At 32.8% G+C, this 19,579-nt stretch carries 22 protein-coding genes; 9 read left to right on the top strand and 13 right to left on the bottom strand.

What is annotated here, in order from left to right; genetic code table 11:
* Positions 1-159: 159 nt before the first annotated feature.
* Positions 160-1,938, top strand: a complete 1,779-nt coding sequence (gene rpsA / locus AC3E9W_RS16710; protein ID WP_456892649.1) for a 30S ribosomal protein S1 — start codon at positions 160-162, stop codon at positions 1,936-1,938.
* Positions 1,939-2,025: 87 nt separating this feature from the next.
* On the opposite strand, the gene AC3E9W_RS16705 is transcribed toward rpsA, so the two are convergent.
* The gene (locus tag AC3E9W_RS16705) at positions 2,026-2,562 is read right to left on the bottom strand and encodes an ExbD/TolR family protein (protein ID WP_488769218.1); all 537 of its coding nucleotides are present in this window, start codon (positions 2,560-2,562) and stop codon (positions 2,026-2,028) included.
* Positions 2,563-2,573: 11 nt separating this feature from the next.
* Positions 2,574-3,107 (bottom strand): ExbD/TolR family protein, encoded by a 534-nt coding sequence (locus AC3E9W_RS16700; RefSeq protein WP_488769217.1) that lies wholly within the window; start codon positions 3,105-3,107, stop codon positions 2,574-2,576.
* 200 nt (positions 3,108-3,307) lie between these two features.
* On the opposite strand from AC3E9W_RS16700, the gene AC3E9W_RS16695 reads away from it, so the two are divergent.
* Positions 3,308-3,865, top strand: a complete 558-nt coding sequence (locus AC3E9W_RS16695; RefSeq protein ID WP_456892656.1) for a fasciclin domain-containing protein — start codon at positions 3,308-3,310, stop codon at positions 3,863-3,865.
* A 74-nt stretch (positions 3,866-3,939) separates the two neighbouring features.
* Here AC3E9W_RS16695 and AC3E9W_RS16690 read toward each other — a convergent pair whose 3' ends face one another.
* From AC3E9W_RS16690 to AC3E9W_RS16640, 11 genes are all read right to left on the bottom strand, one after another.
* The gene (locus AC3E9W_RS16690) at positions 3,940-4,785 is read right to left on the bottom strand and encodes an EamA family transporter (RefSeq protein ID WP_488769216.1); all 846 of its coding nucleotides are present in this window, start codon (positions 4,783-4,785) and stop codon (positions 3,940-3,942) included.
* Between the two features lie 6 nt (positions 4,786-4,791).
* The gene (locus AC3E9W_RS16685; RefSeq protein WP_488769215.1) at positions 4,792-5,421 is read right to left on the bottom strand and encodes a peptidylprolyl isomerase; all 630 of its coding nucleotides are present in this window, start codon (positions 5,419-5,421) and stop codon (positions 4,792-4,794) included.
* Positions 5,422-5,565 carry an SsrA-binding protein gene (locus AC3E9W_RS16680; RefSeq protein WP_306154892.1) on the bottom strand — a complete coding sequence of 48 codons (144 nt, stop codon included), beginning with the start codon at positions 5,563-5,565 and terminating at the stop codon, positions 5,422-5,424.
* Between the two features lie 81 nt (positions 5,566-5,646).
* Entirely contained in the window at positions 5,647-7,074 is a 1,428-nt protein-coding gene (locus AC3E9W_RS16675) for a serine hydrolase (protein ID WP_488769214.1), read from the bottom strand.
* Between the two features lie 30 nt (positions 7,075-7,104).
* Positions 7,105-8,547 (bottom strand): serine hydrolase, encoded by a 1,443-nt coding sequence (locus tag AC3E9W_RS16670; RefSeq protein WP_488769213.1) that lies wholly within the window; start codon positions 8,545-8,547, stop codon positions 7,105-7,107.
* An 82-nt stretch (positions 8,548-8,629) separates the two neighbouring features.
* Complete coding sequence (locus tag AC3E9W_RS16665) at positions 8,630-10,486, bottom strand: M56 family metallopeptidase (protein ID WP_488769212.1); 1,857 nt, start codon at positions 10,484-10,486, stop codon at positions 8,630-8,632.
* Between the two features lie 11 nt (positions 10,487-10,497).
* Positions 10,498-10,866, bottom strand: coding sequence for a BlaI/MecI/CopY family transcriptional regulator (locus AC3E9W_RS16660; RefSeq protein WP_008468912.1), 369 nt, complete (start codon positions 10,864-10,866; stop codon positions 10,498-10,500).
* A 7-nt stretch (positions 10,867-10,873) separates the two neighbouring features.
* Positions 10,874-11,035 carry a hypothetical protein gene (locus tag AC3E9W_RS16655; protein WP_488769211.1) on the bottom strand — a complete coding sequence of 54 codons (162 nt, stop codon included), beginning with the start codon at positions 11,033-11,035 and terminating at the stop codon, positions 10,874-10,876.
* A 55-nt stretch (positions 11,036-11,090) separates the two neighbouring features.
* Positions 11,091-12,716, bottom strand: a complete 1,626-nt coding sequence (locus tag AC3E9W_RS16650; protein ID WP_488769210.1) for a M56 family metallopeptidase — start codon at positions 12,714-12,716, stop codon at positions 11,091-11,093.
* Positions 12,717-12,723: 7 nt separating this feature from the next.
* Positions 12,724-13,089 (bottom strand): BlaI/MecI/CopY family transcriptional regulator, encoded by a 366-nt coding sequence (locus AC3E9W_RS16645; RefSeq protein WP_125720928.1) that lies wholly within the window; start codon positions 13,087-13,089, stop codon positions 12,724-12,726.
* Between the two features lie 166 nt (positions 13,090-13,255).
* Positions 13,256-14,473: an MDR family MFS transporter gene (locus AC3E9W_RS16640; RefSeq protein WP_488769209.1), complete on the bottom strand. Its 1,218-nt coding sequence runs from the start codon at positions 14,471-14,473 to the stop codon at positions 13,256-13,258.
* A 99-nt stretch (positions 14,474-14,572) separates the two neighbouring features.
* On the opposite strand from AC3E9W_RS16640, the gene AC3E9W_RS16635 reads away from it, so the two are divergent.
* The 7 genes from AC3E9W_RS16635 to AC3E9W_RS16605 all read left to right on the top strand — a co-directional run bounded on the left by AC3E9W_RS16635 (position 14,573) and on the right by AC3E9W_RS16605 (position 19,571).
* The gene (locus tag AC3E9W_RS16635) at positions 14,573-15,172 is read left to right on the top strand and encodes a DUF1684 domain-containing protein (protein WP_456892676.1); all 600 of its coding nucleotides are present in this window, start codon (positions 14,573-14,575) and stop codon (positions 15,170-15,172) included.
* A complete protein-coding gene (locus tag AC3E9W_RS16630; RefSeq protein ID WP_488769208.1) occupies positions 15,172-15,819 on the top strand; it encodes a TatD family hydrolase in 648 nt (215 codons plus the stop codon). The genes AC3E9W_RS16635 and AC3E9W_RS16630 overlap by 1 nt, the downstream gene beginning before the upstream one ends.
* Positions 15,820-16,006: 187 nt before the next feature.
* Complete coding sequence (locus tag AC3E9W_RS16625; protein WP_488769207.1) at positions 16,007-16,720, top strand: tRNA threonylcarbamoyladenosine dehydratase; 714 nt, start codon at positions 16,007-16,009, stop codon at positions 16,718-16,720.
* A 107-nt stretch (positions 16,721-16,827) separates the two neighbouring features.
* Positions 16,828-17,490 carry an HAD family hydrolase gene (locus AC3E9W_RS16620; RefSeq protein WP_488769206.1) on the top strand — a complete coding sequence of 221 codons (663 nt, stop codon included), beginning with the start codon at positions 16,828-16,830 and terminating at the stop codon, positions 17,488-17,490.
* Positions 17,491-17,559: 69 nt separating this feature from the next.
* Positions 17,560-18,402 carry a DUF2911 domain-containing protein gene (locus AC3E9W_RS16615; protein ID WP_306154904.1) on the top strand — a complete coding sequence of 281 codons (843 nt, stop codon included), beginning with the start codon at positions 17,560-17,562 and terminating at the stop codon, positions 18,400-18,402.
* Positions 18,403-18,630: 228 nt separating this feature from the next.
* The gene (locus tag AC3E9W_RS16610; RefSeq protein ID WP_488769205.1) at positions 18,631-19,152 is read left to right on the top strand and encodes a TetR/AcrR family transcriptional regulator; all 522 of its coding nucleotides are present in this window, start codon (positions 18,631-18,633) and stop codon (positions 19,150-19,152) included.
* A gap of 5 nt (positions 19,153-19,157) precedes the next feature.
* Positions 19,158-19,571, top strand: coding sequence for a DUF1348 family protein (locus AC3E9W_RS16605; RefSeq protein ID WP_488769204.1), 414 nt, complete (start codon positions 19,158-19,160; stop codon positions 19,569-19,571).
* Positions 19,572-19,579: the final 8 nt, after the last annotated feature.

Here is a 19,579-nt window from a genome sequence, read left to right as displayed (position 1 = left end):
CGGTTTTGTTTTGTTAATTCAGAAAAATGTAGTAATTTTGCAGTCCTTTTGGCAGAGAAGAGTTTCCATTAGGAATCAACCATTTATGTAAAACAACTTCTGTATTTTCTATCGCATAGAGAAACTCGAGAAAAGCAGAATACAAATTTTTTTATCAGCATGTCTGAACAATTAAAATCACAAGAAGAGTTTTTAGCAAATTTTAACTGGCATAACTTCCAAGAAGGAATTGATGCAGTAGATGAGAAAAACTTACAAGAGTTTGAAGAACTAGTATCAAAAACTTTCATCGCTACAGATCAAGAAGAAGTAGTTGAAGGTGTTGTTGTTAGAATTACAGATAGAGACGTTATCGTTGATATCAATGCTAAATCTGAAGGTGTTATTTCTTTAAACGAATTCCGTTACAACCCTAACTTAAAAGTTGGTGACAAAGTAGAAGTATTAATCGACATCCGTGAGGACAAAACAGGTCAATTAGTATTATCTCACAGAAAAGCACGTACTATTAAGTCTTGGGATAGAGTTATTGCAGCTAATGAAACTGGAGAAATCGTTAACGGTTTTGTTAAATGTAGAACTAAAGGAGGTATGATCGTTGACGTATTCGGTATCGAGGCGTTCTTACCAGGATCTCAAATTGACGTTAAGCCAATTAGAGACTACGATGTATATGTAAACAAAATGATGGAATTCAAAGTGGTAAAAATCAACCACGAATTCAAAAACGTTGTTGTATCTCACAAAGCTCTTATCGAAGCTGACATTGAAGTACAGAAAAAAGAGATCATCGGTCAATTACAAAAAGGACAAGTATTAGAAGGTGTTGTTAAAAACATTACTTCTTATGGTGTGTTCATTGACTTAGGTGGTGTTGACGGATTAATTCACATTACTGACCTTTCTTGGAGTAGAATCAACCACCCAAGTGAAGTTCTTGAATTAGACCAAAAATTAAACGTTGTAATCCTTGATTTCGATGATGAGAAAACAAGAATTCAATTAGGATTGAAACAATTAAACGCTCACCCATGGGATGCTTTAGATGCTAACTTAACTGTTGGTGACAAAGTAAAAGGTAAAGTAGTTGTAATCGCTGATTACGGTGCATTTATCGAAGTTGCTGAAGGTGTTGAAGGTTTAATCCACGTTTCAGAAATGTCATGGTCAACTCACTTACGTTCTGCTCAAGATTTCGTAAAAGTTGGAGATGTTGTTGAGGCAGTTATCTTAACTCTTGACAGAGACGATCGTAAGATGTCATTAGGTATCAAACAATTGACTCAAGATCCATGGACTGACATTACTTCTAAATACCCAGTAGGTTCTAAACATACAGGTATCGTTAGAAACTTTACAAACTTTGGTATTTTCGTAGAATTAGAAGAAGGAATTGATGGATTAATCTACATCTCTGACTTATCTTGGACTAAGAAAATTAAACACCCATCTGAGTTTGTAAACGTTGGTGAAAAACTTGATGTTGTAGTATTAGAATTAGATGTTGAAGGACGTAAATTATCTTTAGGTCACAAACAAACTACTGCTAATCCTTGGGATCAGTACGAAGATTCTTTCGCTGTAGGAACTATCCACAACGGTGAGATTTCTGAAATCGTTGACAAAGGAGCTACTGTAGAATTCGGAGATGATATCGTTGCTTTCATTCCAACTCGTCACCTTGAAAAAGAAGACGGAAAGAAATTGAAAAAAGGCGATACGGCTGATTTCAAAGTAATTGAATTCAACAAAGAATTCAAAAGAGTAGTTGCTTCTCACACTGCTATCTTCAGAGAAGAAGAAGAGAAAAACGTGAAAGCTGCTGCTGAAAATACTTCATCTAACTCTACTACTAATGCACCAGCTGCAACTTTAGGAGATAACAATGATGTATTAGCTGCATTAAAAGCTAAAATGGAAAAAACTGAGAAAAAATAATTCTTAGCTTTTTTATAAATAGAAAGTCCCACAGAAATGTGGGACTTTTTTTTGTTATTGCCGCGAAGACACAAAGACGCGAATTTTTTATTTTAAAGCCAATAGTTTCATTTCCTCTGGAGTAAATTCTGGAACAATTGCATACGTATCTATCTTAGCAATTGCCATTTCATCTAAAATATCAACTAGATTTTTGAAGTTAGATTTTTTGCTTGGTTTTATAATTACAATTGCACCACGATTTGGTTTTCCATATTGAGCATATCTTTCGTGAATATTGGTGTTTTTTGAATATAATTCTCTACGAATACCATCTTTACTATAATCTACTTTTTTAGGTTCTTCTAAAGGGCGAAATAAAAGACCAAAATAGATAATTATTTCATTATTTTCATCTAATAAAACGGTTACAATTCGATCACTTATTCCTGCTCCGCAACTAATAACACCATCCCATTCATCCGATGGTCGATTTGGAAGGCTTAAATCAACAGCTTTTGGTTTAGACAATTCAATCGTAACCATAAAAAATATAATCAGCAGAAAAGAAACGCTGACCATGGCAGTTAAATCAACTCTTGAATTTAACTTTCTACTTCTAACTTTTTGAGGAAGATTTTTCATAAGATTAAGGTTTAATTGGAAGCTAATAATTTTTCTTCTTCTGGACTAAAATCATTTACAATAGCATATGTTCCAATTTGTGCGATTGCCATTTCATCTAAGATGTCAACTAGATTTTTGAAGTTAGATTTTTTACTTGGTTTTATAATAACAACTACACCTCGATTGTATTTTCCTAATTTAGCAGAATTCGCAAGAGCTATTTTGTTTTTTAATGATAGTTCTTTTCGAATACCATTTTTACCATAATCAATTATTTTAGGATTTTCTTCTGTAAAATACAGTAGTCCAGAATAAGTTATTATTTTATTGTTTTTATCTAATAAAATAGTAATTACGCGCTCTTCTAATCCAGATCCGCAATGTGTAACATTTTGCCATTTAGGATCGTAATAGGGCAGACTTAAATCCATAGCCTTGGATTTTCTCAATTCAATCGTAACCATAAAAAATATAATCAGCAAAAAAGAAACGCTGACCATTGCTGTTAAATCAACTCTCGAACTTAACTTTTTACTTCTAACTTTTTGAGGCAGGTTTTTCATATTGAATGAATTTTTACTAAAGTTAGTAATAAAATAGTAACGGAAATGAGTTCAATTTCTAAAAATAATAAAAATATTTTAGTGGTCTAAAGTCTTATGAACGAAGAGATTTGCATAATTTTTTAAAATTATATTTCAACTTTATAAAACCAAAGAGCGTTTTAAGGCGTAAATGAGCTTATAACTTAAAATCATTAAATATGAAAACTAGAAAATTTTTAGCTCTTGCAGTTTTAGCTTTAGGATTTGCATTTACATCAAATGCACAAAAATCGGTAATGGTTGGTGGCGCAGCGATGTATCCAAATAAAAATATTATAGAAAATGCTGTAAATTCAAAAGACCATACGACTTTGGTTGCAGCAGTAAAAGCGGCAGATTTGGTAGAAACTTTGAAAGGGAAAGGTCCTTTTACTGTTTTTGCTCCAACAAATGCTGCATTTGATAAATTGCCAAAAGGAACTGTAGAATCTCTTTTAAAACCAGAAAATAAAAAAATGCTTCAAACGATCTTGACCTATCATGTGGTTGCAGGTAAAATGAATTCGTCTGATATCGCAGCTGCAATTAAAGAAGGAAAAGGTAAAGCAACTTTGAAAACGGTTAGTGGCGGTTCATTAACTGCTTGGATGAAAGGGAAAGATTTATATATCAGTGATGAGAATGGAAACAAAGCAAAAGTGACTATCGCAGACGTTAATCAGTCAAATGGTGTGATTCATGTTGTAGACGCTGTTTTGCTTCCTAAAAGCAAATAAATTCCAAATAAAAAATTCCAAATTCCAAGCTTAAATTGGAATTTGGAATTTCAAATTTTGGAATTTTTTAAATTTTATTTTTTTGCTGTCAAAGTACTTCCTGCAGAAGCAATTACTACACAAATTACAGCCAAAATTTCATAAAAGCTTAAGTTTTCCTGAAGAAATATAAAAGCACAAATAGAGGCTGCTGCAGGTTCTAAACTCATCAAAATACTGAAAGTACGCGGCGGAAGTTTTCCTAAAGCTTTCATTTCTAATGTAAACGGAATTGCACTAGACAAAAGAGCAAGTGCAACACCCATTCCGAATAGTTTAGGCGTTAGATTGGTTAAACCGTTTTCTAGAAAACCAAAAGGCAAAACTAAAAGTGCAGCAAATAACATTCCTGTTGTTACCGCATAACCATCATTCATTATTTTAGAAATTTTTCCGCCTAAAACAATATAACCCGCCCAGAATCCTCCGGCCATAAGTGCAAATAGAATTCCCCACGGATCTAAGCGATCGTTTGTCCAAGGTGCAATTAATAAAATACCAATAGCGGCCAGTAAAACCCAGCAGTAATCAACCAAACGTTTTGAGCCTGCTATAGCCAATAATAATGGACCAACAAATTCTAAAGTTACAGCCAAACCTATCGGAATTCTTTCTATAGCAAAATAGAAAATCAAATTCATAGCTCCTAAAGACAAGCCGTACGGAATTACAATTTTCCATTGCTGTGCTGTTATAGCTTTAAAATTTGGTCTGTAAGCCAATAATAAAATTAATGCAGAAATACCAATGCGTATAGATGCCGTGCCCGCTGCGCCAATTGTTGGGAATAAAGTTTTTGCAATTGCCGCTCCGCATTGAACACTTATAATAGCTAATAATACGGCAGGAACAGGAGGGAGGCTAATTTCTCGGTTTTTCATTTAAGATTAGCTTTTTACTTTTAATATGGTTAATTCTTCTACTATCTGATCTTGATAAGTTTTTAGAGCCACGTAGTACCAATTTTCTTTTGTAAGATCAATAGTGAAAATGTCATTTTTATTATGTTTTTTAATTGCGGTTTCAAATTCTTTTACCATCATTCCTTCAGTGAACCATGAAAGGTCGCCATCTTTTGCAGAATCCATAGTATATTGATTTGCTAGGTCAGAAAATTTAGCACCATTTTTATATTGATTTACAATTTTCTTGCGAAGGTCATTTATAGCTTGCAAAGACATTTTATTTCCGTCTAAAAATATGTAGCTGACACGAAGAGCTACTGTTTTCTTAGAATCAATAATTTTATAAAGGTTAGTGCCATCTGAAAAGATATCGCCGATAGTTCTGTTTTTAAATATTCTGGAACTTTTGTTCTCGTCTATTTGTGGAGCTATTGTCCAAATTTGAGCATCAATATTTTCATTGACAAGAATAAATTGATTGGCTTCATCGATGGAATTGATTGACTTAATTTGATCTTCAATTTTTTGTCCAAAAGCATTCAAACTGCTAAGACATAACATTGATGCTAAAATAAATGCAATATTTTTAGTGGCGTTTTTAAAGAAAATCATTTAATTACCTAAAGCTTTTTTAGTAACATAAGCGCGATAGCCAATTATTGCCATTTGCCATTTTTTTGCTTTTGAAATATCTAAGCCTTGCTTGGTAAAACTCGGCAGAAGCATTTTGTTTAGTTTAGCTAATAATTTATACATGGTAGATTTGTTTTTTCAAAGATATAAAAAAAGACTTTGTGTTTGAAGCAAAGTCTTTTGAGCAGTAAAATGTAAAAGTATTTAAAACTTGAGAATCAGGTTTTCATCTCCTTCAGTTTGTCTATTTATGGCATTTCTAGGAGCTTCCATCCAGCCTGTTTTATTGATGACAAACTTAAAAAGATGAGTCGTGTCTTTTTCAAATTGAGATTTCGGAATGACCAATTCAAATGTGTTTTTGTTTTTCTGAATCATTTGAAAATTCTGGTCATTAGGATTCCATTTATCGAAAGAACCTGCAATGGATACGCTTTTAACTAAACTAGAATCTAAATTCTTGTCATGTTCGTAAACAAATAAAACATTGTCTCCAACGATTTTATAACCGTAAATGCCGGTTTGTTTTTTGTTTTCACTCAACAAATCATTCGAAAGTCTCACTATAGCTTCCCCAAGTGCATTTCCTGTAGTTTCATCGCTGATGTTTACAATAATAGAAATGCCTAATTGTCGTTCGGGATATATAACCAGCATATTTTGAGTTCCGAATGCACCGCCATGTTTCCAGCAGTTTTTTCCGTTTTCGTCAACTTGAATATAATCCCAGAAATAACCATTCCAAGTTGTTGGGCTATTTAGGAGATTTCGTTGCGATTCTTGAACAATTTTATTCTTTGTATTTAGTTCATAATTAATAAATTTAGTTAAGTCACCTAAAGTAGATTTTAATCTTCCAGCAGCTCCCCAAAGATTATCTGAAATAGTAGGCATTAAAACTTCTTTGAGATTATAACCGTTTGCAATAACAGTATTTGGACTTAAATTTATGCCACTAGATTTCATGTCGAGTTTTGAAAAAATATTTTCCTTCAAAAGGGTTTCATAACTTTTCTGATAGACATTTTCCAAAATATGAGCAGTAAGATTCAGACTTCCGTTGCTGTATTTGAATTTAGTTCCAGGCAAAGTATCCAATTTCATAGATTTAAGATCTTCAAAGAATTTTTCGCGAGTATACGATTCATCTATTTTTTTGAAAGCCAAATAACTGCTGTCATTTCTATTTTTCCGCAATTCATCAGTATCAGGCAAATCTTTAGCAAAACCAGTTCTAAAAGAAACCAAATCTTTAATCGTTATTGGCGTTCCGTTGTATTCTAAGTTCGGATAAGAACCCGTAATATATTTTCGAATATCGTCATCAAGATTTAATTTTCCTTCCAAAACGGCTTGTGCGGTGAGAAGTCCCGTAAATAATTTGGTTATGGAGGCAACTTCAAAAACAGTATTATTATTGGCAATATTTTCTTTTCCTTTATCTATTTCGCCATAATGTCGCGTATAGGTTTTACCATTTTTGACAACGCCAATAGAAATGGAATTTGCTTTTGACTTATTCAAAAGTAATGAAGCAGTTTTATCCATTGCTATAAAAATATCTTTTTCGGCTTTGTTCTGCTGAGCACAAACAGTAAATGGCAAAAATAGGAGTAAGAGATATTTTTTCATTTAGGTCAATATTTTAATTGATTTATATTTTTATTTGGCTAATAATTCATCAATTTTTTTGAGCATTTCTTTCGCGTTCGAATTTTCTGGTGTAAGCGCTAATGATTTTTTATAATTTTCTTTAGAAAGTTCCAGCTGATTATTTTTAAAATAACTTTCCGCTAAACTGTCATAAACATTTCCAGAATTTGGATGTTCAATTGCATTCAATTCAAAAATCTTAGTAGCCTCTTTTAAGCGATCGCTTCTCATCAAAGAATAACCAATTAAATTCAAACGCTGTTCAAAATTCCAATCTGGATGCTGCTTTTTTACAGCGAAATAATAGTCTTTTGCTTTAGTAAAATCTTGCTTTAAGAAATTAATGGTTATGTTTTCTTTCTCTTCCTCTTTCAAATTGATAAGCGAAGGATCAATTATACCGCCAATTCGATAAACAACATCATCAAAAGCAGGCAAATACATATATTTATTGCTGTTTGATAAAAAAATCACAGTCAGATTGTTGTCTGGAAATTTTCTAAATGCTGTCACATTTCCGCCGCTAAATCCGTACGATGAATGATTATTTACAGGCTGACATTCCCATCCATAAGCAAAAACATCTTTTTGGTTGGTAAATGGAAAAGGTGTCCACATAGCAGCTTTTGTTTCTTTTTTCAAGTACAAATCGTTATCTAAATTTTGATTCCACTTAATTAATTGTGAAAGTGTTATGTTTAAACCATTTGCCGAATGAGAGTCTGGACCGCTGTTAAAAGTAATTTGCTGGTATTTTTTGGTTTCAATATTATAAGTGTAACGAACGGCACTCGAAGTTAATTTTGCGAAATCCGAACAAAAGAAAACATCAGATCCGTGATCTGGAAACTGGTTCTGAAAAATATAATCTTCGAAAGTTTGCCCTGTTATTTTTTCAATTATTTTGGTCAACAATAAATAATTGGTTTGATTATAACTATACTGGTTTCCTTGTGTAAATTGTATTGGTTTTTGACCTAAAAAAGATATTCTTTCTGAATAAGGAGCTGTATATGGGAAATCTGTATATTTGAAATAATCTGGAAGCCCCGAAGAATGCGATAAAAGATTGCCTATTTGTACATTTTGCCATTCTTTTGGAAGATCGCTCAAGTATTTAGAAACTGGATCGTTCAAAGCAATTTTACCTTGTTCTATCAATTGAAAAATTCCGACAGCTGTAATTAATTTAGTGGTAGAAAAGACTTTAAAACTGGTCGTTTTATCAACTGGTATATTTTCTTCTAAAGAAGCTTTTCCGAAGTACTTTTCATAAATAACTTTGCCGTCTTTTATTACCGCGACAGCCGTACCAGGAATTTCATTTATCTCTATTATTTCTTTTAAATATTGATCAATTTTTTGTTCTGTCTCTTTATTGCTTTTATTTTGTCCAAATGAAAAATTTAGGAAAATAAAGACCATAGCAAAGCTGTAGATTGTGTTTTTCATCTATAAAATTTAATACGTTAATATTTTAGGGATAAAAAAACCAGTGAATAAAACACTGGTTTTTAAAGTAAAATGAAACTGGTTAGGCTTTTTTATTCTGTTTTTCCATTTCTTTCAAGTCTTTCTCATGCTGCTTCATATCCTTTTCATGTTGCTTCATGTCTTTAGCATGCTGTTTCATGTCTTTTGCGTGCTGCTTCATATCAAGCTCATACTGTTTCATGTCTTGTTCGTATTGCTTCATATCAATCTCGAGGTTCTTATTGTCAAAATTGAATTTAAAATCAAAATTGAATTTCTCCATATTGGCAGCAAATTTCTCCATGGCAATCTCATATTTAGCCATTTCTTTTTCATAGATTTCAGATCTTTGAGACATAATAGCTTCTACTTGTTTTTCGTAAGCTTCCATTTGCGGTTCAAATGCTTCCATCTGTTTTTCAAAAACTTCCATTTGTTTTTCAAAATTTGCCATAGCTACTTTATCTTTTGGATTTTTAGGAGCAACTGGTGGTTTTGGCATTTTTGACATGTCAATTGCAGGAGCAGCTGGTAGTGGCCCAGAAGGAAATGCTGGAGGTGTCGGAGGCACTGGGGCAGCAACATCAGCACCTTCGTGATTGCGAACAATAACTCTTTCGTTTCTAATTATCACTGGCATTTTAAAATTTCTATCCGTATTGATGTTGATAGATTTTGTACCTTTTTCGTCTGTTCCAATGGCTAATTCGCAGTCTTTTATCGCTTCGTCACCGTCAATTTTGATGGTTTGTTTTTTCCCAGAATCCGATTTTACTTTGATTTGAATTGCTGTTAATTCTTCTTTCGTATTTCTTTTTATATCCGAAATTTCAACATCAAGATTATGGTTTGTTTTTAACTTTCCAGGAAGTTCATTTAACTCTTTATCTGTTGTGTTTTTGGTAATCTTGATTGTTTCGTTAATGTCTTTAATAGTATCTTTTTGGATGATTGAAACTTCGTCTTGTTTCTTTTCTTGCGCAATAGTCTTTATTTGAAATAAAAGAATAAAGGCGCCAAGAGCAGGAATTACCGCCGAATATTTCCAGTAATTTCTTTTGTTTGATTGATTTTTGTTTAACATGACAATTCGTTTTTTGATTAATGATTGATAAAAATGATTGGTGATTGCAACGCAAGTTTCATGCGTTGTTATTTTTAAAAGCGTGTATTGATACGCTTTTTTGTCGGCAATTTTTTTAGAAGCCTCACTGTCTGCTATAAATTCAAGGTTTTGCAAAATAGCTTTTTTATAAAGCCATACAATTGGATTAAACCAAAATAAGATGCAGAAGATTCTCGAAATCAAAACATCAATAGTGTGTTTTTGATCGCTGTGCACTTTTTCGTGTTCCAAAATACTTTCTAATTCTGCAGAAGTATATAGTGATGAGTTATATACAATGTAATCGAAATAGGAGAAAGGAGCAATGTTTTCATTGACATCTATAAATTTAAAATCTTCTTGCTGTTGAACGCTTTTTCCTTTTAAAACAGAATTTAAACTGTAGAAATCAAGTCCAAATTTGATCATGAAAGCTAAAAAACCAATTCCGTATACAACAGTTAAAACTAAAGTCCAGTTTATTTCAAAATTTTCCTCTTCAACAACGGTTACCCTTGTAGGCGAGTATTTTGTTTGATAAGAAGTCGTATTATTGTTTGCAACTGGAATATTTTGAATATTTGTCGACGAAGTTGTAATTACAGGAGCTGGTTCAGGAGCAGGCGGCGCTTCGACCAAAATCACTTTTGTGTACACTACAAAAGGCAGTACTACAGAAGTAATTAATCCAGCAATTAGGAACCAACGACTGCTGTTGAAAAAAGTTTCTTTGCGAAGTAAAAAAATGTAAGCAAAATAAAACATTGCTAGTAACCCGCTTGATTTTAGGATAAAAATGAAAAGTGCTTCCATAACTATTTTGATTATTTACCTTCTTTTGGATTTTCGATCATGTCTAAGATTTCACGCAATTCATCAGCAGAAATCTTTTCTTCTTTAGCAAAAAAAGAAACCATGCTTTTGTATGAACTATTAAAATAATTGTCTATTGCAGTGCTCATAAAACCTTTTCTGTAGTCTTCGATGCTTACAGCTGGATAATACTGATGCGTATTTCCAAAAGCATTGTGCGCCACATAACCTTTCTCTTCCAGATTACGAACAATAGTAGACAAAGTGTTATAATGCGGTTGGTCTTCTAAAATCTCTGCTTGAATTTCTTTTACAAAAGCTTTTTTCAACTTCCATAAAATGTGCATGATTTCCTCTTCTTTATTGGTCAGTTTTTGCATTTCTGATTTATTTTTGGGTTTCAATGTTTGAATCACTTTCCGTTACAAATTGTTGTTTTTCGTTTGCAGTAACTTTAGTTACAAATAGCAGAAAAAAAGCGGCAAGTACTGTAATCAAAACATAATATTTCCACGAATTTCTCTTTTCTGATTGATTTTTGGTTAACATGATGATTTGTTTTTTGATTAAAATGATTGAGAAATAGCCTTTTATTAAAAAGAAATTATTTTCTGGTTTTAATTTCAACTACTCCATTTGCGCCTTTATCTCCAAACAAAGAAATAGCTTCAACTCCTTTGTGAACTTTCATTGATTGAACATTATTAACTCCTAGACTCTCAATATCAAAATCAGCAGGCATTTCGTTTCCATCTACAATTACAAGCGGAAAACCTGTTTTTTTTGCATTAATTTTTACTCCGTTTGAAACCGCAATAGAAGTGTTTTCATCAGTAGTAGTGATCACTTTGGTGTTTGTTTTATTGTCATTATCAATAATTACAATAGTGCTAGTATTTGTATTAGTATTACTGTCAGTTTTTGTACTAGTAATAGAATTAGTGTTAACATTGGATTCTGTATTAGTAGTTAAATTGTTGCTTGTTGCTGTTTTAGAAGTTTTGCTTGCATTATTATTTGCAGTTGCTTTTTTGCTGACAGCAGTTTTTTCTTCAAAAGTTTTAATACCAGCTTTTATTGTGCCGTCTTTGTTTACAATAACAGCAATTCCAAAATCTTTGATGGCCTGATCACCACTTTGTATTGATTGAGATTTTTGCTTGCCATTGACAACATCAACTTTAATAGCTGTTAAATAATTTTCTGAGTTTCTTTTGATGTCAGAAACTTCTAAATCAATGTTGTAATTTGATTTTAAGTTCTTCTTTAAATCCTGAAGTTCACTATCTGTCGTTTTTTTCGTGATTGTAAAGACGTTCATCGATTTAATTTCGTTAGAAACTGCTTCCACCTTTTGCTGCCTTTCTTTTGCAACTACTTCTATTTGAAATAACAGCACAAAAGCAGTCAAAGCCGGAATTACAGTATAATACTTCCAGGAATTCCTCTTTTTTGATTGATTTTTGTTTAACATGACGATTCGTTTTTTGATTAATGATTGATAAAAATGATTGGTGATTGCAACACAGCTTTCGTGTGTTGTTATTTTTAAAAGCGTGTATTGGTACGCTTTTTTGTCCGAAAGTTTCTTAGAAGCTTCACTATCAGCAATAAATTCTAAGTTTTGAATAATTGCTTTTTTATAAAGCCAAACAATTGGATTAAACCAAAAAATAATGCTAAATATTCTCGAAATCAAGACATCTAAAGTATGGTTTTGATCGCTGTGCACTTTTTCGTGTTCAATTATACTTTCTAATTCTGAAGGCGTGTAAAGTGATGAGTTGTACACGATATATTCAAAATAGGAGAAAGGCGCAATGTTTTCGTTGATATCTATAAATTTAAAATCGGCTTGCTGTTTGATTTTTTTTCCCCTAATAATAGAATTTAAGCTATAAAAATCAATTGCCAGTTTTATGATAAAGATTAAAAGACCAAGGCCATAAAGACCAAGAATAACGTAATTCCAATTAAATTCAGCCGATTCGTTTTGCGGACTGTTTATTATTGTCGTTGAAATACTTGCATCTACATAAGAAACTGTATCCGTCCATATCACCTTTGTATAAGTCAGTAATGGTAAAACTGCTGAGACAATCAAGCCAGATAATAGAAACCATCTGTTGCTATTGAAAAATGTTTCTTTGCGCAATAAAAAGTAATAAGCGCAATAAAACATCAGCATTAAACTGCTTGATTTGGCGATATAAATGAAAACTGCTTCCATAAACCGATTATTTTTCGTTTTTATTTTCGATCATCGATAAAATCTCACGCAATTCATCTGCTGAAATTTTTTCTTCTTTAGCAAAAAAGGAAACCATGCTTTTATAAGAACTATTAAAATAGTTGTCAATAGCAGTTTTCATAAATCCTTTTCTGTAGTCTTCAATGGCAACAACTGGAAAGTACTGATGGGTGTTTCCAAAAGCATTGTGTCCCACATATCCTTTTTCTTCCAGATTACGCACAATAGTCGACAATGTATTGTAATGTGGCTGATCTTCTGTGATTTCGGCTTGAATTTCTTTTACAAAAGCTTTTTTAAGCTTCCATAAAATCATCATAATTTCTTCTTCTTTGTTTGTTAACTTCTGCATCTTCTCTAATTTTAATTCAAACCTACAACTATTTTTTTAGTTACACAACTATAAAAATAGTTATTTAACTAAAAATTAAGTTTGATTTCGATTTCAAGCGCAGAAATGCTATTCAAATTTAATGGTAATAAATTGAATTATAGCGTTTTAAAAAGTTAAAAGTTTTTTATGAAATCTTCTCGTTGACTAAGGCATTCTTAATCCAAATACAGCATCCCGTCGCCACAACACCAATGCAAGCCATAAAGAGCCAGTTAATTTGATAGCCAAATCTGGTAATAATTTCGAACCCAAGTTTAGAACTGATAATATGAGCCAAACTAAAACTCATAGTATAAAGCGCCATATAGCGGCCTTCTTGCCCGCGTGGCGCACGGCTTAAAGCAAATGCATTAGAAAAAGGGAAAGTCAAAACTTCTCCTATAGAAATACAAACCATGCTTACCACCAGAATTCCTGCCCAGAAGTTGATGAGAAGTAAAAAGAAACTGGAAGCCATTACAAAAGATCCTATAATAATAATTCGGATTTTAGGAAACGCTTTTCGTTCTAAAAAGCCAACCGTTGGCATTTCGAGAGAAAAGATTAAAAGACCGTTGAGCGTCATTAAAAGACCTGTTTGGAATTCGCTTAAGCCAAATTTTTCATTATGATATAAAGGTAGAGTAGTAAACAGCTGGAAGAAAATCATCGCTGTAATGAAACTAACGAATAAGAAAACCCAGAAAATCTTATCATGAAAAACCGATTTTATTTCCGCAGCGCTTTCTGCTTTATCGTCGTGAATTGCTTTTTTCTTTTCTTTTACTAGTAAAGCAAAAATTGAAATCGAAATAATACACGAAGCACCGTCAACCCAGAAAAGCCCAGAATAACCCATTCCCATAATAATTAATCCGCCAAGAGCAGGGCCAGCAGCAAAACCTAAATTTACAGCAAGACGAACCAATGTTAGGGCGCGAGTTCTATTTTCGGGTTTTGCATACGCTCCAAGAGACACAAACATAGCCGGGCGAAACATATCTGCAATGGTCATAAGAACAAACATGGCAGCGCAAAGCGACCAGAAAGTGGTAATATATTGTACAAAGAAAAGGGAAACTCCGCTGGTGAATAAGCTAAAAATCATGATTTTATAAAACCCGATTTTATCTGATAATTTACCGCCAAGCCAAGAACCCAACATAGAGCCTAAACCAAACGCGACCATAATCCACCCGACTTGATTGTACGAAAAGTGAAGATCTTCTTTTAAATATTTGGATAAAAAAGGAAGAACCATTGTTCCAGCGCGGTTAATAAAAGTAATGATAGCAAGAATCCAAACTTCTCGGGTAAAACCTCTAAAGTTGTTAATGTAGTGGGTTACGGCGTTTTTAAGCATTTTGTGTGATAAATTATCGTCACAAAGTTAGGAAACTTTGTCTCGTTAAGTGGTTGTCGTTTTGTTACTTTTGAACTATTTTTGCATAAAATTTCTAAGATGAAAACTATAAACGCCCTAGCTTTATTGTTGGTTTTTAATTTTGGCTTCGCTCAAAAAAAGTTTAGCAAAGCGGATGCTCAAAAATTTCAAAAGAAAATCAACTCAGAATACGCTGATCCTAAGACAAGTCCGTTAATGGCTGAAGATTTGAAGACTTTTAAAAGCTTAGATTTTTTTCCTATTTCTGAAACTTATTTTGTGAATGCTACGCTCGTGAAAGCTAAAGGCGGAAAAGCTTTTGACATGAAAACTTCTGGAGCCCGTACGTCAAAGTACACTAAATACGGAACTTTAAACTTCAAAATAAACGGAAAATCATTTTCACTTGCCGTTTATCAAAGTCTAGAACTTTTGGTTCAGGAAAAATATAAGAATCATCTTTTCTTGCCTTTTTCAGATTTAACAAGCGGAAAACAAAGCTACATTGGCGGCCGATATATTGATTTAGAAGTTCCAAAAGGAAATACCATAGCGATTGATTTCAACCAAGCTTATAATCCGTATTGTGCTTACAACTATAAGTATTCTTGTCCGCTTGTGCCTCAGGAAAATGATTTAAAAATTGAAATCAAAGCAGGCGTAAAAGCTTTTCATTAATGGAATATTTTAATTTTCATACCCATCAATTTACCAATCAATCTAATGTTTTAGAACTGGTTAACCAGTATCCGAAAGATTTTGATGCCGAAATTCCATTTTATTCTATCGGAATCCATCCGTGGTATATTGAAGAAAATCGAATTGATGAAGATTTGAAAATTATAGAAGAAAAACTGCAAACGCAAAATTGTCTTGCAATAGGCGAGTGCGGTTTAGACAAAAGGATCGAAGTGCCGTTTGATCTGCAGATTTCCGTGTTTGAAAAGCAATTAGAATTGGCAGAAAAATTTAAGAAACCTGTTGTTATACATTGCGTTGCCTCATTCCAAGAAATCATGGCGATTAAGAAAAAAAATAATATAAAAGTTCCAATGATTATTCATGGTTTTGCAAAGAACAATCAGTTGGCACAACAATTAATTACTGCTGGATTTTATCTTTCGTTTGGAAAATATCTATTGAAGAATCCAGATTTAAAAACGGTTTTTCAGAATGTTCCAAATGATCGCTTTTTCTTAGAAACAGATACAATTGAAGAATCAATTGTACAGGTTTATGAATTGGCGGCTGAATATAAAGATTTAGATATAAAAGAATTACAAGAGATTATTTCAAGTAATTATAAAAGTGTATTTGGAGAGTGAAATATTTTCATTTAAGGTTTGTCACCCTGAGCGAAGTCGAAGGGCGCAAAGGGCTTCGACTCCGCTCAGCCTGACAAACGTGAAACAAGAAGCTTAAAACATGAAACTTGAAACATGAAACATGAAACAAAAAAATAACATGAAACAAAAAAATAACAATAAATAAAAAAACAACAAATAAGAATATATGGCAGAATGGACAGAAAGAGCTGAGCTTTTGTTTACTAAAGAAGGATTGGAAAATTTAAAAAAAGCTAACGTTTTGGTCGTTGGACTGGGTGGCGTTGGATCTTTTGCAGCAGAATTTTTAGCGAGAGCAGGAGTAGGGAACATGACAATTGTAGACGGAGACGTTGTAGATGTTACCAATATTAACCGTCAATTGCCAGCTTTGCATTCAACAGTTGGTCAGCCAAAAATTACGATTGTAGGCGATCGTTTAATGGATATTAATCCAGAACTAAATTTAACTCGTGTTCAGGAATTTCTATCTCCAGAGCGTGCTTTCGAAATTGTTTCTCCAGAATTTGATTATGTTTTAGATTGTATTGACAGCATTACGCCAAAATTAAATCTAATTATGGGTGCCAAGCGCAATAGAGTAAAAATCATCAGCAGTATGGGCGCTGGCGGAAAAATGCTAGCTTCAAAAGTAAAAGTGGCGGATATTTCTAAAACCATAAACTGTTATTTCTCTAAAACAATTCGCAAGCGTCTAAGAGAATTAAAAATCAATAAATTGAAAGTAGTTTTCTCTTCTGAAATTCAGGATGAAAAAAGCTTAAAATTAACAGACGGAAAAAACTTCAAAAAGTCTTTCTACGGAACAAACAGCTATATGCCAGGATTATTTGGTTTGCATGCTGCTGAAACAGTGATTCGTTATTTATTATCTAAATAGGAACAAAGATTCAAAGTGACAAAGAGACAAAGTAACCAAAATGTTATTCGTTTCAGTACTTCAAGCTTTGCCTCTTTGTCACTTTGCCTCTTAGCAACTTTAAAAAAATGATTAAAACAGTAATTTTTGATATGGACGGCGTAATTGTTGACACAGAGCCTGTTCATCGTTATGCTTATTATTTACAATTTTCAGAATTGAATATCGAAGTTCCAGAGGAAATGTACACCACATTTACAGGATTTTCGACTAGAAATACTTTTCAGACTTTAAAAAGCTATTTCCCAACTGTAGAGCAGGAAGTAGAAGATTTGATTCAGAGAAAAAGGACTATTTTTAATAATGCTTTTGATACTAAAGAAGATTTGTATCTTTTGGATGGTGTTGAAGATTTGATTAAGGATTTGTATAAGAACGGAATCCAATTAATTTTAGCTTCTTCGGCGTCTAAAGTAACAATCGATCGTGTTTTTACAAGATTCAATCTGCACCAGTATTTTACCCATATTGTGAGCGGAGAAGATTTTCCACAGTCAAAACCAAATCCGGCCATATTTATTCACGCGGCTTCCTTGTCTGTTGCGCCAAAAGAAGAATGCATCATCATTGAAGACAGTACAAATGGTATCAAAGCGGCAAAAGGAGCAGGGATTTATTGTGTAGGATATAAAAGCGAGCATTCGCATCATCAGGATTTATCAGAAGCTGACTTGGTTATCGATCATTTTAACGAATTAAATGCAGAAAAAATATCACAGTTAAAGGCTTGAATTATATAAAATTTAACATTTGTTAGCTGATTGAATTTGTAAATTTGATAAAAAATAAAACTTAAAATAATGAAGAAACTACTTATTGCTTTAGCCCTGATCCTAGCTCCGTTAGCATCAGAAGCACAAGTAAAAACACCGCAAGCAAGTCCAAAAGGATATATTAAACAAACTGTTGGTTTAACCGATGTTGAAGTTACGTATTCAAGACCGGGAGCAAGAGGAAGAGCTGTGTTCGGAAATTTGGTTCCGTTTGGGAAACTTTGGAGAACAGGAGCAAACGAAAATACAATCATCAACTTTAGCGACGATGTAATAATTGATGGTAAAACGCTAAAGAAAGGAAAATACGCAATTTATACAGTACCAAGAATCGAAAGCTGGGATATCATTTTCTATCTTTCTACAGACAACTGGGGATTGCCAGAAAACTGGAGCGATTCTTATGTAGCTTTAAAAACTACGGTAAAAGAAGAGGCGTTGCCAACTCCTGTTGAAACATTTACAATTGGTATTAACGGTTTAGATCCAAATTTTGGATATTTAGATATTGCTTGGGAAAACTCTCATGTGGCTTTAAAATTTGAAGTTCCAACTGCTAAAATCGCTACTGCAAGTATCGACAAAGCTTTGGCTGGTCCAACTTGGAATGATTATTTTGCAGCATCTCAATATTTATTCCAAGCAAACGGAAATATCGAAACTGCTAGAACTTACGTAGACAAAGCTTTAGATATGAGTACAGATAAACCATATTATGTATTAAGATTAAAATCTCAAATACAAGCAAAACAAGGTGACAAAAAAGGTGCAGTAGAAACGGCAAAAGCTTCTCTAGCATCTGCTGAAGCTGCAAACAACGCTGACTACGTGAAATTGAACAAAGACAGTATCGCAGAGTGGAGCAGATAATAATGCTGGCGCATTATTAAATTCCAATTTTAAAATATCAAATTCCAAAGCTTTCGGGTTTTGGATTTTTTTTTGCTTTTTTTAAACGCAAAGGGCGCAAGGTTTTTTTAATATAGAACGTAATAAAAACGCAAAGTTCGCAAAGCTTTGTGTTTTTTTAAAATAAAAATAGACAGACTTGTCTGTATGTTTTAAAAAGTGTTATATTTGCAGAGTAAATAATTTGATATGCAACCAAAAGAAAGAATTTTAGAAAAGACTTTTAACTTGTTTCATAAACAAGGTTATAACGCTACGGGGATAAATCAGATTATTGAAGAGGCCAAAGTAGCGAAGGCTAGTTTTTATCAGCATTTCAAATCAAAAGAAGATTTGTGTGTCGCTTTCTTAGAACAGCGCCATTCTTTTTGGTTTGATCAGCTACTAAAATTTACTGCAAATGCCAAAGATTCAAATGCAAAGATTGTGATGTCTTTTGACTTTTTGATTTTTATGAATAAAAAAGAAGATTTCAGAGGCTGCAGTTTTCTAAATATACTTTCAGAGATTCCGTCAGATAATGTAAAGATTCTTAGCGTTATCCAGAATCATAAAAGTGATTTACGGACTTATTTTAGAGATATTTTAAACGATGATTTGTTATCAGATCATGTTTATCTGCTATTTGAAAGCTGTATTATCGAAAGTCAGCTTTTTAAGTCAGATCAGTTAATAGAACAATCAAAAAAAATAATTCAAACTTTAATTTAAATAGTATGGAACAGAAATTACCATTGCCACCTTTCACTTTAGAAACGGCATTAGAAAAAATTCAATTGGCAGAAGATGCTTGGAACAGTCAAGATCCTGAAAGAGTTTCAAAAGCGTATACCATTGACAGCGAATGGAGAAACAGAGATAAATTTGTCAACGGAAGAGATGAAATCGTTCCTTTTTTGACTGAAAAGTGGAAAAAAGAGAAAAATTACAAGCTAAAAAAAGAATATTGGGCTCATACCGATAACAGAATTGCAGTAAGATTTGAGTATGAATACCAAGATAATGATGGAAAATGGTTTCGTGCTTACGGAAATGAAAATTGGGAATTTGATGTAAATGGCCTAATGCAGAAAAGATTTGCCAGCATCAATGATCTTCAAATTTTAGAAGAAGACAGAAAATTTAAATAATAGTTTTG

It is taken from the genome of Flavobacterium sp. 38 (genome assembly GCF_057799715.1).
The sequence above is the reverse complement of the archived record's forward strand: the minus strand, read 5'-3'. Positions and strand labels throughout refer to the sequence as shown.

Excerpts from the sequence above, each read along its gene's own strand:
- rpsA (WP_456892649.1), top strand. The coding sequence starts at position 160 with ATGTCTGAACAATTAAAATCACAAGAAGAGTTTTTAGCAAATTTTAAC.
- AC3E9W_RS16705 (WP_488769218.1), bottom strand. The coding sequence starts at position 2,562 with ATGAAAAATCTTCCTCAAAAAGTTAGAAGTAGAAAGTTAAATTCAAGA.
- AC3E9W_RS16700 (WP_488769217.1), bottom strand. The coding sequence starts at position 3,107 with ATGAAAAACCTGCCTCAAAAAGTTAGAAGTAAAAAGTTAAGTTCGAGA.
- AC3E9W_RS16695 (WP_456892656.1), top strand. The coding sequence starts at position 3,308 with ATGAAAACTAGAAAATTTTTAGCTCTTGCAGTTTTAGCTTTAGGATTT.
- AC3E9W_RS16690 (WP_488769216.1), bottom strand. The coding sequence starts at position 4,785 with ATGAAAAACCGAGAAATTAGCCTCCCTCCTGTTCCTGCCGTATTATTA.
- AC3E9W_RS16685 (WP_488769215.1), bottom strand. The coding sequence starts at position 5,421 with ATGATTTTCTTTAAAAACGCCACTAAAAATATTGCATTTATTTTAGCA.
- AC3E9W_RS16680 (WP_306154892.1), bottom strand. The coding sequence starts at position 5,565 with ATGTATAAATTATTAGCTAAACTAAACAAAATGCTTCTGCCGAGTTTT.
- AC3E9W_RS16675 (WP_488769214.1), bottom strand. The coding sequence starts at position 7,074 with ATGAAAAAATATCTCTTACTCCTATTTTTGCCATTTACTGTTTGTGCT.
- AC3E9W_RS16670 (WP_488769213.1), bottom strand. The coding sequence starts at position 8,547 with ATGAAAAACACAATCTACAGCTTTGCTATGGTCTTTATTTTCCTAAAT.
- AC3E9W_RS16665 (WP_488769212.1), bottom strand. The coding sequence starts at position 10,486 with ATGGAAGCACTTTTCATTTTTATCCTAAAATCAAGCGGGTTACTAGCA.
- AC3E9W_RS16660 (WP_008468912.1), bottom strand. The coding sequence starts at position 10,866 with ATGCAAAAACTGACCAATAAAGAAGAGGAAATCATGCACATTTTATGG.
- AC3E9W_RS16655 (WP_488769211.1), bottom strand. The coding sequence starts at position 11,035 with ATGTTAACCAAAAATCAATCAGAAAAGAGAAATTCGTGGAAATATTAT.
- AC3E9W_RS16650 (WP_488769210.1), bottom strand. The coding sequence starts at position 12,716 with ATGGAAGCAGTTTTCATTTATATCGCCAAATCAAGCAGTTTAATGCTG.
- AC3E9W_RS16645 (WP_125720928.1), bottom strand. The coding sequence starts at position 13,089 with ATGCAGAAGTTAACAAACAAAGAAGAAGAAATTATGATGATTTTATGG.
- AC3E9W_RS16640 (WP_488769209.1), bottom strand. The coding sequence starts at position 14,473 with ATGCTTAAAAACGCCGTAACCCACTACATTAACAACTTTAGAGGTTTT.
- AC3E9W_RS16635 (WP_456892676.1), top strand. The coding sequence starts at position 14,573 with ATGAAAACTATAAACGCCCTAGCTTTATTGTTGGTTTTTAATTTTGGC.
- AC3E9W_RS16630 (WP_488769208.1), top strand. The coding sequence starts at position 15,172 with ATGGAATATTTTAATTTTCATACCCATCAATTTACCAATCAATCTAAT.
- AC3E9W_RS16625 (WP_488769207.1), top strand. The coding sequence starts at position 16,007 with ATGGCAGAATGGACAGAAAGAGCTGAGCTTTTGTTTACTAAAGAAGGA.
- AC3E9W_RS16620 (WP_488769206.1), top strand. The coding sequence starts at position 16,828 with ATGATTAAAACAGTAATTTTTGATATGGACGGCGTAATTGTTGACACA.
- AC3E9W_RS16615 (WP_306154904.1), top strand. The coding sequence starts at position 17,560 with ATGAAGAAACTACTTATTGCTTTAGCCCTGATCCTAGCTCCGTTAGCA.
- AC3E9W_RS16610 (WP_488769205.1), top strand. The coding sequence starts at position 18,631 with ATGCAACCAAAAGAAAGAATTTTAGAAAAGACTTTTAACTTGTTTCAT.
- AC3E9W_RS16605 (WP_488769204.1), top strand. The coding sequence starts at position 19,158 with ATGGAACAGAAATTACCATTGCCACCTTTCACTTTAGAAACGGCATTA.